This is a genomic window from Jiulongibacter sediminis (assembly GCF_001306455.1).
Taxonomy (GTDB): Bacteria; Bacteroidota; Bacteroidia; order Cytophagales; family Spirosomataceae; genus Jiulongibacter; species Jiulongibacter sediminis.
The window spans coordinates 79,106-96,162 of the sequence record NZ_LGTQ01000013.1 but is presented as its reverse complement, the minus strand read 5'-3'; the positions used below and the strand labels follow the sequence as shown (position 1 = coordinate 96,162).

Annotated in this window: 14 protein-coding genes and 1 pseudogene; 11 read left to right on the top strand and 4 right to left on the bottom strand. The window is 40.5% G+C overall.

From position 1 onward, the window contains the following. Positions 1 to 70: 70 nt before the first annotated feature. Genes AFM12_RS16825 through gcvP form a run of 4 tightly spaced genes read right to left on the bottom strand, consistent with a single transcriptional unit; the run spans position 71 to position 5,018 of the window. Positions 71 to 499, bottom strand: coding sequence for a hypothetical protein (locus tag AFM12_RS16825; RefSeq protein WP_055150640.1), 429 nt, complete (start codon positions 497 to 499; stop codon positions 71 to 73). Then, positions 496 to 1,107 carry an aminotransferase class IV gene (locus AFM12_RS16820; RefSeq protein ID WP_055150637.1) on the bottom strand — a complete coding sequence of 204 codons (612 nt, stop codon included), beginning with the start codon at positions 1,105 to 1,107 and terminating at the stop codon, positions 496 to 498. Before AFM12_RS16820 ends, AFM12_RS16825 begins: the two co-directional genes overlap by 4 nt. Continuing rightward, positions 1,091 to 2,107, bottom strand: coding sequence for an aminodeoxychorismate synthase component I (locus tag AFM12_RS16815; RefSeq protein WP_082391396.1), 1,017 nt, complete (start codon positions 2,105 to 2,107; stop codon positions 1,091 to 1,093). The genes AFM12_RS16820 and AFM12_RS16815 overlap by 17 nt, the downstream gene beginning before the upstream one ends. Before the next feature lie 4 nt (positions 2,108 to 2,111). Continuing rightward, positions 2,112 to 5,018: an aminomethyl-transferring glycine dehydrogenase gene (gcvP, locus tag AFM12_RS16810; RefSeq protein WP_055150634.1), complete on the bottom strand. Its 2,907-nt coding sequence runs from the start codon at positions 5,016 to 5,018 to the stop codon at positions 2,112 to 2,114. Between the two features lie 473 nt (positions 5,019 to 5,491). Here gcvP and AFM12_RS16805 point away from each other — a divergent pair. The 11 genes and pseudogenes from AFM12_RS16805 to AFM12_RS16755 form a co-directional block, all read left to right on the top strand. Further along, positions 5,492 to 6,202 (top strand): annotated as a pseudogene (locus AFM12_RS16805) (M28 family peptidase); the annotation flags it as partial. 351 nt (positions 6,203 to 6,553) lie between these two features. After that, positions 6,554 to 7,384, top strand: coding sequence for a MotA/TolQ/ExbB proton channel family protein (locus tag AFM12_RS16800; RefSeq protein WP_055150629.1), 831 nt, complete (start codon positions 6,554 to 6,556; stop codon positions 7,382 to 7,384). A gap of 60 nt (positions 7,385 to 7,444) precedes the next feature. Continuing rightward, entirely contained in the window at positions 7,445 to 8,038 is a 594-nt protein-coding gene (locus tag AFM12_RS16795; protein WP_055150626.1) for an ExbD/TolR family protein, read from the top strand. Further along, positions 8,038 to 8,568, top strand: a complete 531-nt coding sequence (locus AFM12_RS16790; RefSeq protein WP_055150623.1) for an ExbD/TolR family protein — start codon at positions 8,038 to 8,040, stop codon at positions 8,566 to 8,568. Before AFM12_RS16795 ends, AFM12_RS16790 begins: the two co-directional genes overlap by 1 nt. 31 nt (positions 8,569 to 8,599) lie before the next feature. Continuing rightward, positions 8,600 to 9,442: an energy transducer TonB gene (locus AFM12_RS16785; RefSeq protein ID WP_055150620.1), complete on the top strand. Its 843-nt coding sequence runs from the start codon at positions 8,600 to 8,602 to the stop codon at positions 9,440 to 9,442. Next, positions 9,442 to 9,660 (top strand): hypothetical protein, encoded by a 219-nt coding sequence (locus AFM12_RS16780; RefSeq protein ID WP_055150617.1) that lies wholly within the window; start codon positions 9,442 to 9,444, stop codon positions 9,658 to 9,660. Before AFM12_RS16785 ends, AFM12_RS16780 begins: the two co-directional genes overlap by 1 nt. Before the next feature lie 85 nt (positions 9,661 to 9,745). Then, a complete protein-coding gene (locus AFM12_RS16775) occupies positions 9,746 to 10,657 on the top strand; it encodes a PstS family phosphate ABC transporter substrate-binding protein (RefSeq protein ID WP_157687451.1) in 912 nt (303 codons plus the stop codon). Positions 10,658 to 10,830: 173 nt separating this feature from the next. After that, a complete protein-coding gene (locus tag AFM12_RS16770; protein WP_055150611.1) occupies positions 10,831 to 12,528 on the top strand; it encodes a tetratricopeptide repeat protein in 1,698 nt (565 codons plus the stop codon). Between the two features lie 111 nt (positions 12,529 to 12,639). Continuing rightward, entirely contained in the window at positions 12,640 to 13,212 is a 573-nt protein-coding gene (locus AFM12_RS16765) for an adenylate kinase (RefSeq protein WP_055150608.1), read from the top strand. 70 nt (positions 13,213 to 13,282) lie between these two features. After that, positions 13,283 to 14,269 carry a GTPase ObgE gene (gene obgE / locus AFM12_RS16760; RefSeq protein WP_055150605.1) on the top strand — a complete coding sequence of 329 codons (987 nt, stop codon included), beginning with the start codon at positions 13,283 to 13,285 and terminating at the stop codon, positions 14,267 to 14,269. A gap of 59 nt (positions 14,270 to 14,328) precedes the next feature. Further along, a complete protein-coding gene (locus AFM12_RS16755) occupies positions 14,329 to 17,046 on the top strand; it encodes a sialate O-acetylesterase (RefSeq protein WP_055150602.1) in 2,718 nt (905 codons plus the stop codon). Positions 17,047 to 17,057 lie beyond the last annotated feature (11 nt).

Sequence of the window (17,057 nt, the reverse complement as noted above, 5' to 3'; positions counted from 1 at the left end):
TTATCTGTTTTTGAAATGATAGGCAAATATACAGCTAGATTAATTGAAACCAAATCTTTGAAATGGTCTGCTAGTGTTTTCTGACAAAGACAAGCTTCGGAGAATCCGGAATCATTATTTCAATAAAATGCCACCTGGGTGCAGCCAGAACATCGGGATAGAAGTAAAAACGGTTTGCTCGAGCCAATCCGTTAGTGAGTTCGTTAAAACCCGAAGAATTGACAACATCTCGCTGCAAATACCCCAAAACCAGAGTGTAATTAAAACCTTTTACAAAACCACTTGAAGTGTTTTTGATATCATACCAAGCTTTAAATTTGTTAGAATTAAACACTCCATTCAGCTCACCGGAATCCATATCCACTTCAATATACTGAGTAGAATTCAGGGCATTTTGAAGCTGAGAGTCATTGTTGATATCACCCGAAAAAAAATAATATCGTTCTTGAGCCAAGAGGCTGAAAGAAGAAAAGAAGAGTAAAAATAGCAGGGATTTCATTGAGCTAAAGTTAGATGAATTAACCCATTCCTTAACTCAAAATCATAAACCAGCTCAAAATCACGCATCGCATTAATCAGAGCTATTTTTGAGAAATCATGGATGTTATCCAATCTAATTTCCGCTTCTTTGATCAGTTTCTGATGCAGTAGAAACTGCCTTTTCACACCATTTAAAAGATAGGTTTCCGGCGTCAGCCAGCTTTTACCGTCAAAGAAAACAAGATTACTGTAGCTCGCATCCGTCAATTGCCCCCCTTTCAAAAAAATGACATCAGATTGACCTGACTGAGCCACACTTTCGTTCAAAAAAACACGATTTTCAGCTTTAAAATAATAAGTGTAGCCTCCGACTTCCTGAAAACCAATTGTTTGATGTTCAGCAATCGAGTACGGAAAATATTCAACTTTAATTATGTTTTGGCCATAGCTCACACGGCAGCGGTAAAGTTGATTATCTTCTGGCGGATCACTCAACACCGCAGATAGGGAAATACCATTTTTCTCGCCCAATTGAGAAAAGCGGGTTCGGTTTAAACGATCCTCATGGTAATCCAAAAGAAAGAATTCGCCTCGCTGATATTTTATGGTCTCAAAGTACAGGGACATAAATTTTGCTGATTAATTCTTCATACTCTTTTTGAGGATCGCTTCGCCAAGTGATTCCACCCCCACTTTTGAAAAATAAGCTCTCGCCTCTCTGTTCAATATAACGAATCATTACGGCAGAGTTGAGTTTTGACCCGTCAAAAACACCAAAAACGCCAGTGTAATAACCACGCTCGCCTGATTCATAAGTCAGTTTTTCAGCCTCTTGAATAATCTCAACAGTTTTAGGCTTTGGAGCTCCGGAAATTGAGCCTGCCGGCAAAAGGTTAAAAATCAATTGGCCAATACAGCATTTCCAGTTCTCCGGCAATTGCCCGCAAACCTCAGAACTCACCTGAAGTAACTCTTTGCCATCGGCTTTTTTGATTTTATCAATATACCGGAAACGCTCCACCCACACTTTGTCAGCTATTTTATTAAGGTCATTTCTGATCAGATCTACGATGGTGGTGTGCTCGTATTTCTCTTTTTTATCGGCTAAAATGGTTGAAGCCGCATTGGGAATCTGGGCGTCAATAGTGCCTTTCATGGGGAAAGAAGAAATTTTCCCCGTTTCATTGACCTGAACAAAGGTCTCCGGTGAAAAACACATGAAATTGTCTTTGACAAACAATTTGTACTTGGCAGCACAATGTTGAAAAACAGACTCCAGCCACCAATTGATGCTGATTGGCGTTTCAGCCGTGAGGTTAGTCAAAAAGCTATTCCCCCTTTGCAGGTTATCATGAACAACAGAAAAAGCTTTCTCAAAAGCCTCAAAACTCAGGGGAGTTTTCCCAAGTTTCAAAGCTTGAGGCTCCTCAGAAGCCTTTGAAAAAAAATTCCGGTTCTCCAGGAAATGATCATCCATGGAATACCGGATTTCTTGATTATCAACCGCATGAAGCGGAATAACTACAGGTTTTTGAAGCTCAAAATCAAGAATAAAAAGGAAAGGAGTTTCAGCCTTTCCCAGCTCGTTCATTTTTTGTTTTGCTTCTTCTTTGCTGTAGCTTATCATTCAATTAAGCTTCTGCATAGGCCTCTGTCGGCAGACAGGCACATACCAGATTTCTATCACCATAGGCAGAATCTATTCGACTCACCGCCGGCCAGAATTTATTAAATCTCAAATGTTCAAGCGGGAAAGCTGCCTTTTCACGGGAATAGGGTCTATCCCACTCTGAACTTAACACCACTCTCATGCTGTGAGGGGCATTGACCAAAACATTATTCTCTTTTTCAGCCTTACCTTCCTCTATTTCTCTGATTTCACCTCTGATAGCTATCAAAGCATCACAAAAACGATCCAGTTCCTCTTTTGACTCAGATTCAGTAGGTTCTATCATCAATGTACCTGCCACCGGGAAAGATACCGTCGGCGAATGAAACCCATAGTCAATTAGCCTTTTTGCAATATCTTCTACTTCAACTCCGGCCGAAGTTTTGAATTCGCGACAGTCAACGATCATCTCATGGGCACAGCGACCATTGGCTCCTGAATACAAAATCTTGAATTCACCTCCTAACCTTGACTTTATATAGTTGGCGTTCAAAATGGCATTTTTTGTGGCATTGGTTAGCCCATCCGCTCCCATCATCGCAATGTATGCATAAGAAATCGGAAGGATTCCAGCACTGCCCCAAGGTGCTGCGGAAATGGCATGAATTGACCCAAATGAATATGAATCAGAACCAGGCTCTACATGCTTCTTGTTTTTCATTTCAACATGTCCGGGAAGGAATGGAGCTAAATCTTTCACCACACCAATAGGTCCCATACCAGGGCCACCACCTCCATGAGGAATACAGAAAGTTTTGTGAAGGTTCAGGTGGCAAACGTCGGCTCCAATTGCAGCCGGAGAGGTTAAGCCAACCTGTGCGTTCATATTGGCACCATCCATATAAACTCGCCCACCAAAATCATGAATAAGATTACAGATATCGCGTATACCCTCCTCAAAAACACCATGAGTTGAAGGGTAAGTTACCATCAGACATGAGAGCTCATCAGCATATTGTTTAGCCTTAGCTCTCAAGTCATCAATATCAATATTTCCAAACTCGTCACAAGCTGTAACAACTACCTTCATACCCGCCATGACAGCAGAAGCTGGATTTGTCCCATGAGCAGATGAGGGAATCAAAGCCACGTTTCTTTGCGAATCTCCTCTGCTTTCATGATAAGCTCTGATGACCATCAAACCAGCGTATTCACCCTGAGCCCCTGAGTTTGGCTGCAATGAAACAGCGTCAAATCCAGTGATTTCACCTAACCAATTCTGAAGATTTTTGAATAGTAAATGATAACCTTCGGTTTGATCTGCAGGAGCAAAAGGGTGCAAATTGGCAAACTCAGGCCATGTAATCGGCATCATCTCAGTGGTTGCATTCAGCTTCATGGTACAGCTACCCAGCGAAATCATGGAATGAACGAGTGATAGGTCTTTATTTTCGAGGCTTTTCAAATACCTCAACATTTCATGCTCGGTATGATGTATCGAGAAAACCGGATGAGTCATAAAGTCTGATTCTCTTTTAAGCCCCATTGGAAACTCTGCTTCCACCTCGCCTTTCAGATTCATCAAAACCCGCTCCCCTCGGGCTTCGGCAAATATTTCAAGAAGCTCTGCAACATCATCCAAAGTTTTGTTTTCGTCAAAACTTACACAAACTGTGTCATGGTCCACTACCCGAATGTTGATTTCCTTTCCATGAGCAATTTTTGCAAGCTGTTCAGCATCAGGTACATTTACGGAAACTGTGTCAAAGAAATCATGATGATTAACCTGAAAATCAAGTCCTTGAACCGAATTAGCAAAGAATCTGGTTAACCCATGAATTCTGCCTGCTATTCTTTTTAATCCGGCCGGCCCGTGATAAAGTCCGTAGGCAGCAGAAATAACAGCCAGTAAAACCTGAGAAGTACAGATATTGGAAGTTGCCTTCTCTCTTCTGATATGCTGCTCACGTGTTTGCAGAGCCATGCGATAGGCATCATTGCCTTCCGCATCTTTTGAAAGTCCAATGATTCTGCCTGGAAGTTGTCTCTTATACTCCTCTCTGGTAGCGAAGAAGGCTGCATGCGGTCCGCCAAGACCCATTGGTACGCCAAAACGTTGAGTGGTTCCCAACACGGCGTCTGCTCCCATTTCACCGGCCGGCTTGAAAAGCACCAGTGACATTAGGTCTGCGGCCACCGCTACCTGAACATCCGAAGATTTGGCTTCTGAAATCAGTTCAGAATAATCCTTTATATGACCGTCTTTACCCGGATTTTGGAGAAGAATACCGAAAACATCTTCGGAAAACTCAATTTCTTCTTCTGACACCACTTTGACCTGAATTCCAAAAGAATTAGCTCTTCCTATGACAATATCAATGGTTTGAGCAAAACACTGATCTGAAACCAAAAATGTCTCGGCCGTTTTCTTCTTTGCCCCTTTTCTGCTGCCGTAGAACATGCTCATTGCTTCAGCGGCAGCTGTACCTTCATCTAAAAGAGATGCGTTGGCCAACTCCATTCCTGTAAGTTCAGAAATCATGGTCTGGAAATTAAAGAGCATTTCCAGCCTGCCTTGAGCAATCTCCGCCTGATATGGCGTATAAGCAGTATACCAGGCCGGATTTTCAAGAATATTTCTCAAAATCACACTTGGCAGCCGCGTCTCATAATAACCTAGACCAATAAAAGACTTGAATACTTTATTCTGGTCAGCCAGCTTTCTAAATTCATTTAAAAACTCATTTTCAGTTAGAGCCTCCGGCAAATTGAGTTTATTTTTCAGTCTGATTCCGGCAGGAACAGTTTCGTTTATCAATTGATCAATATCATTGGCCGAAACTGTCTGAAGCATTGCCTTCAGATTTGACTCCCTTTTTCCGTGATGTCTTTCTTCAAATTTCTCACGGGCAGTAAGGTCTAGAATCATATTGTAATACGGGTAAGTAGTATATTGAAATCGTGGAACAAAAGTAAGGAATCAGCTTTGCAACCTAAAGCAAAATGTTTGTACGTTTAGGGAAAATAAAACTTGTTAATCAAATAATGCAATTACCTAATCACGTGAAGCTAAAGGGACTTATTTACTCCATTTTATTCTTTGTTATTCCATACATTTCTATCAGCCAAACACTTTCGGACGAATACGCCCAAACCATCACTCAGGACGACCTGAGGAAACACCTCAGCTATCTGGCCTCAGATGAGCTTGAAGGCCGTGAAACGGCTACAAAGGGACAATATTTAGCCGCCCGGTATATTGCCGATCATTTTGAGAAGTTAGGACTGGAAAGAATTGTCAAAGTAGAAGACAACCTATCTTATTTTCAATGGTTTGATGTCGCCGTTAAAGACAAACGTCAAAGGCTATTGACTGCAGATGCCGAACTACCAACAGGATATGAAAAGAGAAAAACCATGAATGTTGTGGGGTTTCTGGAGGGAAAAAGCAAAAAAGATGAGGTTGTGGTTATAACTGCCCACTATGATCATCTGGGAATTGACAAAGACGGCAACATCCATAACGGAGCAGATGATGATGGATCTGGCACTTCAGCTGTCTTAGAGTTGGCTGATGCATTTTCAATGGCCAAAGCCGCAGGACATGGCCCGGAAAGAAGTATCCTATTTATGCTCGTCGCAGGCGAAGAGAAAGGGCTACTCGGCTCAAAATACTTCACCGACATATCGCCTGCCATACCCTTAGACCAGCTGGTTTGTAATTTAAACATTGATATGATCGGCAGAAAAGATGATCATCATAAAGACGACGAATACATATACATTATAGGTGCGGACAAAATATCATATGAGCTGCATGAAATTAACGAAGCAGTCAATCATAAATACCTCAACTTTGAATTGGATTATACCTATAATGATGAGAAAGACCCCAACCGCTTTTATTATCGGTCAGATCATTACAATTTTGCCAAAAACGGCATACCCGTAATCTTCTATTTCACGGGTGTTCACGAGGATTATCATAAACCCGAAGATGATATCGAGAAAATACTCTTCCCCAAATACTCCAAAATCACCCAACATATCTTCAGGACAGCTTGGGAAGTAGCCAACCTTGATCACAGACTCATAATCGACCAAAAAGATTAGATCATTTTATGCTTTCAATATACCATTCGGCATAAACATCAGACAATCTATCAATTGAGAAATTTCAAATGGCCTGATAACGAGACAAGAATCAAAAAAAATGCGAATAACGGATACAGAAGGCCATAATTGTTTGCAACCTGAACTTATTTGAAAAGTACAACAAAATATAATTTGGTATAAAAAAAAGGCATTGTAAATGTTTTTGGTTCTAAGGTATTTTCCTTAGAATTGCCGAGATTTTGTTGGAGAATTTGTGGCCGGGAACAGGCAAAGACAACTCTCAGAACGAACTCAATTAATTATTTCATATTTTTTAGTTTATCAAAAACCCTAAAAATTTCTAATCTAATGGAAAAGAAGACTACTGCTCCAGCGGCTAAGCCGGCAAACAAAAAAGCAGCAACTCAAAAAAAGTCAGGAGGTCTGGGATCAGGATTGATTATTTTTCTACTCCTTATTCTAGGTATTCTGATTTACAGTTTCATTCTGGGATCTCCAAGCAACTTTGACGACCAAGGTCACCCAACAAACTTCATGGGAATCATCTATAAGGGTGGTATCATTGTACCGATCCTTATTACTTGTCTTTTGACAACAATCGTTTTCTCAATCGAGCGTTTCATTACTATCGGCAAGTCTGGCGGTAAAGGAAACCTTGACGTTTTCGTTAATAAAATTCGTTCTATGGTATCTGCTGGTAACCTTGATGAAGCTATCAAAGAGTGCGACAAGCAGAAAGGTACTGTTGGAAACGTAGCGAAAACAGCTCTTCAAAAGTACAACGAGTTGGTGAACGAGAAAGAATTCTCGAAAGATCAGAAGCTTGCTGCTCTTCAGAAAGAAGTGGATGAAGCTACATCTCTTGAACTTCCAATGCTTGAGAAAAACCTTTCTATTCTTTCAACCCTTGGTTCAGTATCAACGTTGATCGCCCTACTAGGTACAGTACTTGGTATGATCCGTTCATTCTTTGCTATTGGTGAAGGTGGTGGAGCTCCTGATGCTGCTGAACTTGCAACGGGTATTGCAGAAGCCTTGATCAACACTGGTCTTGGTATCGGTACATCTGCTGTTGCGATCATTATGTACAACCTGTTTACTTCTAAAATTGATGGTTTAACATACAAGATCGACGAGATCGGTATGAGCTTGCAGCAAACATTCTCTGCAAATAATTAATCAACTAATTTTTTAGTTTTAAAAAATTATTGTTTAACTTTAAACATCAATTAAAGAATTATGGCAGCTGTAAAACCAAAAAGACATGGTCCTTCAATGGACATGACGGCGATGTGTGATGTGGCCTTCCTGTTATTGACATTCTTTATCATGGCTAGTTCATTTAAGAGTGAAGAAACAGTAACCATTGAAACCCCATCGTCTATATCAGAGGAGCTTATCCCGGAAACAGATGTTTGTATGGTGTCTATTGATACTGATGGTAAATATTACTTCGGTATCACTGATGCTACTCAAAGAGATGATTTCGCCAAAGCTCTTAGTGACAAGTATAATCTTGGACTAACAAATGCAGAAATGGTAGCCTTTACTTCACTTGCTGAAGTGGGTGTTCCTATGAAGCAATTGAAAAATTACGTTAACCTTAGCGAAGCTCAGCGTGTAAAAGTAGAATTAGAAGGTATTCCATTAGATTCTACAGATTCTGAATTAGTGGATTGGGTTAAAACGTACGGTGAAACTTTCGCAGGTTCCAAAATTGCGGTACGTGGTGATGGTAATACTCCATACCCTGCGTTGAAAAACTTATTTGATGAGTTTGGAAGAGCCGATTTGAACAAGTTCCAGTTAATCACTAAAATCGAGAAGCAATAATGGCAGAGGTAGTAGTAAAAGGTGGTCCTAAGAAAGCCGGTAAACCCGACATGACACCAATGGTGGATTTGGGTTTCCTACTAATTACTTTCTTTATCTATACCACTACATTTAGTAAGCCTAACATTATGGGCTTTGCGACTCCAAAAAAGGATGACAAACCACCTGAAGAGCAGGAGCAGGTTGATGTGAAAGTATCCAATACGATCACAATCCTTCTTGGTGAAGACGACAGAGTGTTCTGGTATCAGGTTCCTCTCAAAGAGGTAACTGCAGAGGATTTGAACGAAACAGACTATTCTGCTGATGGAATCAGAAAAGCCATTCTGACGAAAAAGGCAGGAGCGATTACACCAGAGAACTGGACCGTGATTATTAAGCCTACTGATGATGCCACATGGAAAAATGCGGTAGATATCCTGGATGAAATGGCAATTACGGAAAGTGATAAAAAAGCGGTAGTAGACCTCCAGAAAGTGGAGAAAGAAGCCTACTATACGAAGATCGGCAAACCAATGCCGGAAGAGTAATTATTAAACAGGATTTTAATTCATAGAAAAAATGGATCCTAACAAAAATAGCATAACAAGCTTGGATGACATCATCTTTGAGAAAAGAAACAAAGAGTATGGTGCCTACTTCTTGAGAAAGAATTACTCCAAGTATTTGAAAAGAGCAGCTATTTACGGTGTTGGTGCATCTTTATTGATTCTAGGAGGAGCCTGGGGCTTTAACACATTTATTGCTCCAAACCTTGAAAAAGATGATATAGAGGTAGTTGACATTGACTTATCTGCTCTGGAAGAAGAGGTAGATGAAGAAGAACCACCGCCACCTCCTCCTCCACCAGAAGAAGAGCCGCCACCACCTCCGCCGGAGATCAAGCAGGTGCAATTCCTACCTCCTGAGCCAAAAGCTGATGAAGAGGTAGAAATAGAAGAGCCACCTCCAACATTGGAAGAGGTAGAAAAAGCGGTGATCTCTAATGAAGATGTGGAAGGTGAAGAAGTCGTTGACGTATTTACACCACCACCACCTCCTCCTCCGGCAGTTACCAAGCCAGCAGGTCTTGGCAAACCAAAAGAAGAGGAAATCTTTACCGCTGTTGAGCAGCAACCTGAGTTCCCGGGTGGAACCTCAGAAATGTATAAGTACATTGGTAATAATATCAAGTACCCTGCAGCCGCTCAAAGAGCCAACGTATCAGGACGTGTTTTCGTAAAATTCGTTGTTGAGAAAGATGGCTCAATCGGTAAAATTGACGTTCTAAAGGGTATCGGTTTTGGATGTGATGAAGAAGCAATTCGAGTAATCAAGTCAATGCCAAAATGGAATCCGGGTCGTCAAAACGGTAAAAACGTAAGGGTATGGTTTACCATGCCAGTATTCTATCAATTAGAGTAATGCCAGAAAAAATAGATCATAACAAACTTTGGAGATTCACAAAAGTAATCCTCAATGTGGTTATGGGTTTGATATACATGCTAATCGGTTTCTTTGTGATAAAGGAACAATGGTTTGTAACCAAACTTGAACCCGGTGTAAGTTATGCTCTTGGAGGAGTTTTAATCGCCTACGGATTCTTTCGAATGTATAGGGTATATAAAAACTCTGATTTATAGAAAAAAGGCCATCTCATTGATGGCCTTTTTTCTTTACCAAACTTTGAGCTTTCACACTTCGTTATTAAAGAAAAAGCTAACAACTATGATCAAGAATCTATTTCTCTCTCTTTTAGTCGGACTATTTTTTATCTCCTGTAACAAGACCGTTCAAAATGCAGAGGAGATGCATGTGAATGAAGGCCACATTACAGTAGTGGCAGATGAATCATTTAAAAATATTGTTGACGCAGAGGTTAATGCTTACATGTCTCACTATCCTAAAACGGAATTTGATATTGTCTATGTTCCCGAGCAAAAAGCCATTGGATTAATGTTAAGTGACTCAGCTGAATTGGCCATCGTCTCCCGACCGTTAACAGAAAAAGAGCAAAACTATTATTTAGCCAGAAACATCGAGTACCAGCCGGGAAGAATGGCCCTCGATGCTGTAACCTTAATCACCAGCAAAGATGTAAATTTAGAAAGCATCTCTATGGCTCAATTGAGTTCCATACTAAAAGGGGAAGAAAGCGAATATAAACTTGTTTTTGACAATAGTAGCTCCAGCAATCTTAACCTTATGCTCGATAAGTTTGAAATCAAAGAACTAAGCAATACAAACATCTCTGCCGCCAAAGGCACAGAAGATGTTTTCAACTTTATTGAAAATAGCAAGAAAAGTATCGGTGTAATCGGCCATAACTGGATTAGTGATGAAGACCATAAGCCCTCAATGGCATTGAAGTCAAGGGTAAAAATACTAGGTATTCAGGTAGAAGACGGCTCAGTAATTTATCCAAACGCCCAGTCTCTTCGTAGCCAAAGCTACCCATTAATTAAAACGGTATACCTCCATACTACTCAGCATCGTTGGGGAGTAGCAAAAGGTTTTGTTCGTTTTGCCTGTTCTCAAATAGGTCAATTAGTGGTTGAAAAAATGGGGCTTCAACCCTATTATCTTATCCCTAAAAAATATGAAATGTTTGACACGCCGGAAATAAGTACTGTTGAATGAATTAAATTATTTCCCGTTAACGTTCCATTTACAAACCATACATTCTATAAAAAGTCTAAAATAAACTGGAAAAAGAGCTGTTTGAAGCTTAAAACACTTTTCTCTCAGCATCTTTTTTATTTATTTTGCCAACTTATTTTTAAAACCAAACAGATAATCTTAATACGGAAGTGATGAAGAAAACTATGAAATCTCTGTTTTTTACCCTAACAGCGGTGCTCTTCGTGTCGTTTGCGGGTAAAGCCCAAAGTGTGGAAGAAGGAAGAAGGCACCTGAACGCTGAGCGTTACATAAAAGCAGGTGAGGTTTTCAATAACCTGGTACAAACAAATCCAACAGAAGAAACTTATTTTGAACTTGGAAGATACTATCTAAGCATTCCTACTGCTGATGTAGCAAAGGCAAAAGAAGCCTTTACTTCCGGAAATGCATTGGATAAAGGAAGTACGATGAATGAAATCGGTCTTGCCTGGGTAAAAATTGCTCAGAAAGACATGGCTGGTGCTAAGGTTATTCTTGACGAGATTTTTAAGAAAAATAAAAACGCTAAAGATCCTGAATTGCTAATCAAAGCAGCCGAAGGTTATACCTTCAAAGAACTCCCTAACGATCCTGCCGAGGCTATTATGTACCTGGATAAAGCTATGGAGGTAAAAAAAGATGATTACCCTCAATTGTATATCGTAAGAGCCAAAGCCTTTGATATCCAAAACGAAGGTGGTGATGTTATGAACGCTCTTCAAAATGCTTTGAGATTTAATCCTAAGGATAAAGCAAACGTTTACTCTTTCATGAGTAGAATTTGGTTACAAGGTAAAAATTACCCTGAAGCTCAGGAAGCCATCAAGAACTCTATCGCGGCTGACGTGGAACACGCTCCCGCTTACAGATACTCTTCATCTCTGAATCAAACATATCAGAGGTGGGATTTGGCCGCTGAAGCTGCCGAGAAGTATCTTAAGTACAGTGATGGTGACTGTAGTGCCAAATTACGCTACACGAAAATTGCCTTTATTGCAAAAGACTATGACAACGTATTAAAGACAGTTAAGGAGATTGAGTCTTGTAATACCGACCCTATCGTACACAGACTAACTGGTATTGCTAAATTCGAGCAAGGAAAACCTGCTGAAGCTGTAGATGATTTAAAAACCTATCTTTCCAAGGCGGAAGAAGAAGAAATCTTTGGTCTTGACTACGGTTGGTTAGGAAGAGGCTACATTGAAATGGCAAAGAATGAAATGCCAGTAGTAGAAGAAAACGAGAAGTTGGGTGTTGCAAATATTGAAAAAGCGGTAGCAATGAACGATACCACTTTTGACTACTATACTCACCTGGGAACTTACTTCCAGGAGAAAAAAGATTACCCGAATGCTATCACTTTCATTAAGAAAGATATTGCAACAAAGAAAACGCCAACCGGGGATGACTACTGGAGACTTGGTTACCTTCAGTATGTAACCAGAAACTATGCTGGTGCTGATAGCACGTTTGATAAAGTGTGTGTAGCTTACGGCGACAGCTGGGCTCCACCATACTTAATGAGTGCCAGAGCGAAAGCTTACAAGGATACCGAAGACACAACTTTTCAGGCAGCCGGTAAGTATGAGAAGTATTTGTCATTGCTTTCTGATGATGAAAAAACACAAAACGCTAGTAACGTAGCTGAAGCATATAATTATCTGGCTGGTAAAGAGCTTGCGGTAAACAAAGATATTGAAAAGGCTACCGAGTACCTGGATCTTCTTTTAAAGTATGATCCTGAGAACGAAAGAGCTATGCAACTCAAGAACTCAATCAATGGAGTGGTTCCTGAAGAAGAAATGGAAGGGGTCGAAGGTGACTCTCTGAATACCGAATCAGGCAAGTAGATAAAATGTTTGAAAGGAAAAGCCCGGCAAAATTGTCGGGCTTTTCCTTTTTTATAGTCACTCTAAAAAGAATAATCATAAATTTGCCATCTCTAAACCAAAAAAGCATTCATGTTTAATCTAGTAATCTTCGGACCTCCAGGTGCAGGTAAAGGAACTCAATCTGCAAAAATTATTGAGAAATATAATTTAGCCCACATCTCAACAGGAGATATGTTCAGGATGCACATTACTCAGGAAACTGAACTTGGCAAGAAAGTAAAAGAACTGTTAGCTGAAGGCATTCTGGTACCTGACTCTATTACCATTAACATGCTGGAGGAAGAGGTAAATGCTAACCCTGATGTTTCTGGTTTTATCTTTGATGGGTTCCCACGAACAGTTGCTCAAGCAGAGGCTTTGGATGAGTTCTTAAAGACCAAGAATGAGAAAATTGATCTCGTTCTTCAGCTGGATGTCAATGAGGATGAAATCAAAAAGAGAATTGCTGAAAGACAAAAAGTGAGCGGGCGTGCCGATGATGATGCAAGCAAACTCATCAAAAGAATTGACGAATATTTCCAAAAGACAGTTCATGTACTACCCTATTACCAAGAACAGGGTAAACTGGTGAAAATTGAAGGCATTGGGGAAATTGAAACAATCTTCAGTAACATCACAGCCGAAATAGATCAATACATTTAAACCGTAAAATCAATATCAAAGGATTTTGTTTAACTCAGACAAAATCCTTTTTATTTTTACTATACTCGAAATGGCGTCTAACTTCATTGATTACGTAAAAATTCATTGCAAATCCGGCAAAGGTGGAGCGGGTTCGACGCATTTCAGACGAGAGAAGTTCGTTGACAAAGGGGGGCCAGATGGAGGTGACGGTGGTCGTGGAGGCCATATTATTCTACGAGGCAACAGCCAGCTCTGGACACTTTTACATTTAAGGTATCAAAAGCACATCAAAGCAGAAAATGGTGTGGCCGGGGGTGGTAGCCGAAGCACAGGGGCTCAGGGTAAAGATGTAATCGTAGAAGTACCTTTAGGTACGGTGATCAGAGACGAAGAAACCGGAGAAATACTGGCTGAAATCACCAAGAATAATGAAGAGAAGATTATTCTTGAAGGCGGGCGTGGTGGTCTAGGCAATAGCCATTTTAAAAACTCTGTTCAGCAAACACCCAGATACTCACAACCCGGTGAGCCCGGAAATGAATCCTGGTTAATTCTTGAATTAAAAGTTCTTGCTGATGTTGGTCTGGTGGGTTTCCCTAATGCGGGAAAATCAACTTTGCTTTCCGTAATGTCTGCTGCAAAACCTGAAATCGCCTCCTACCCATTTACAACCTTGACTCCAAACTTAGGTGTGGTTCAGTATCATGATTATAAGTCCTTCATTATTGCTGATATTCCGGGAATAATTGAAGGAGCAGCTGAAGGAAAAGGCTTAGGTCTTCGCTTTCTGAGGCATATTGAAAGGAATTCAATACTACTTTTTGTAGTTTCTGCAGAAAGTGAAAGCGTCTTGGAAGAATATGAGACGCTCCTTAACGAGCTTAAGCAGTACAATCCTGAGCTGCTTGACAAAAAAAGAGTTCTAGGTATATCAAAAATGGATATTATTCAGGATGAAGACCTTGAAAAAAACTTAAAGAAATTACCGGCAAACCTACCCATTGTTCGCTTTTCTTCCCTAACCCTTGAAGGAATACCCGAGCTAAAAGATCTACTCTGGCAACAGCTGGAATGATCTTTGTACTTATGTGCTTTCTACATAATGACATAACAGATCTATTCAATAGATAAAGAATGAGTTTTATTAAGAAAGCACTATTATATGTAAGCATACTGCTTGGGCAAAATCTTTTTGCCCAAAGTCTTGATATAACCTTTCCTTCAGAAAGAGCTGTTTTCCAACGTAACAATGGAAATGCATCCATTGTCTACTTTGCCGGAAATTATCGCACCCGTGTTGACAAAATAGAAATTAAACTTACCGCTTTGCAAGGTGGTCAGTCTCAAGATTGGACAACCTTGGTAAACCGGCCAAATTTTGGCACCTACAGAGGCTCCCTTGTTGTAGCTGGCGGATGGTACAAGGCTGAAATCAGGTCTAGTTTTCAAGGACAAATTGTTGGGGAAAGTGTACTTCAGAAATTCGGTGTAGGAGAAGTTTTCCTGATTTCTGGTCAGTCAAACGCTCAAGGTTATTTTGGGCGTGGTCAGAGGGGAGCTTTTGATGACCGCGTTAATGTTGTTTCTAATTTCAGGGACGAAGGCTTTAATAAACCCCCATATCCCACTTTTGGTCATTTAGACGCAGAGTCTTCCATTGCTCCTACAGGTAAAGGGGCATGGTACTGGGGTGAGCTAGGTGATCTCCTTACGCAAAGGCTAAATGTTCCGGTCCTATTTCTAAATGCCGCATGGGAAGGTTTTCCTGTGGGTGAATTTGTAAAATCATCAAATGGTGAGCAGGGAGTCAACCCTTACTCTTATAATCGTGCTCCCGCCGGCTACCCATTTAATAGTATTACCGATGCTATGCACTTCTACACCAATCTTACTGGTTTAAGAGCGGTATTGTGGCATCAGGGAGAAAGTGACAATTATTTAGGAACTGGTTTTGAAGAGTATGCAAGCAATCTGAACAAAATAATTTCTGACTCAAAAAACAGAACGGGAAAAGAAACAAGTTGGGTTGTAGCCAGAGTGTCCAAAGATCAAAACAGATATTACCAGCCAATTATTGATGCTCAAAACCACGTTATTAACCTGAACGGAAATGTTTTTGCAGGACCAAATACTGATGAAATAAGTGACCGTTCAGATGGCGTTCATTTTTCAACCAGTGGCTTTACAAAAGTGGCCAATGCCTGGAACTTCTATTTGAACAATGATTTCTTTGCCAGGTCTACTCCAAGCTTTGGTAATCCTCCAATGCAAGTACAGCAGTTTTGCGGTCTTGAAAATCCGGCTCAGCCTATGCTACTTTCTGCTCCTGTAGGATATGTAAATTATGAATGGAATACGGGTTCTTCAGAAAGAACTTTACCAGTAGGTACAGGCTGGTTTCAGGGTAAAGCCAGAGATATTTTCGGTAATGTCTACTACTCTTTCCCTATGGGTTTTGACAACTCTATGCTTCCTCAAAAACCATCTCTTTCTCCTGATGGCCCTTTGGAGTTTTGTGCGGGAGAGGCGGTAAACTTATCAACCAATAATAACTTCAATAATTACTGGAGTAATGGTTATGAAGGTCAAACCCAAAACCTAAGTCAAAGTGGAGAATACTTTGTAACACATATCAATCTTTACTCTTGTAATGCCAGCAGCGACCCGGTTACGATTCGGAATTTACCCACACCTCAACCGCAGATCATAGCGTCCGGTCCATTAGATATTTGTTCTGATCAGGAATTGACCCTCAAATCAAGCTTAAGCGATGGAATTCAGTGGAGTAATGGACAAACAAGTTCAGAATTAGTTATCTCAGATCCAGGCACTTATTCAGTTAAAGCGAGAAATGAGTTTGGTTGTGAAGGTCAGTCTGAATCAGTGAATGTTACTATAAAACCTGCTGCACGCAAACCTTCCGTTGAAAATATCGGCCCGGATGTTCTTTGTGAAACAGACTCAACTATTCTCAGGGTATCTAACACTCAAAACATGAGATGGAATACGGGAGAGCAAACTATAGAAAAAGCGGTAAAAAGAACAGGTGAGTATTACGCCATCAACACCAATGAACATGGATGTGAGGCCACTTCAGAACGTTTCAATATTACAGTAAACCCGATTCCATCAAAACCAACCGTCGAAGTTTTGGGTAGTTTGGAGGTTTGTGATGATGAAGAAGTTAAATTAAAAGCCTCGCCTGCCTATGCCTACCACTGGAATAACGGTTTCTCTGACCGTGAAGTTGAGGTCAATATTTCCAGAGAGATCTTTCTAAGAACCAGCAACGAGTTCGGCTGCTTTTCTGAACCTTCAGAACCTAAAGGAGTTGTAATCCTTGAAAAACCTAAAAATCCTACAATCCTTCAAACCGGCACTTTCACACTCAAGTCAGTTTTCAGCACAGACACCACCGGCCTCTTCTATCACTGGCTGATAGACAACGACACCGTCTCAGTTGAAAAACCGTTTATTAAGGCGAGAAAAAGTGGTAAATACCAATTAATCGGCGAGAAGTATTATCAGCTCAGTAATGGAGGTTCAAAAAGTTGTTTCTCGGCACTTTCCGAGCCATATGATTTTTATATCAGCAATGAGTCTGACGGTTTCAGTGCATACCCAAACCCGGTCATAAACAGTACCATTACAGTTGAAACGCTCGAGGATGTTGACCGAGCAACAGTCACATTTTTTAGTTTGGATGGTAAACCTTTTTTCTCAGAATACGTTGATGTTTTCGATGGACCTAAGACGTTTGACCTGAGTCGTCTGCCCATGGGCAAATATATTCTGAAGGTCAGAAACAATCGTTCAAGGTTTTATCGCAAGATTATGATAGAGCAACCTTAATTCAAACAAAC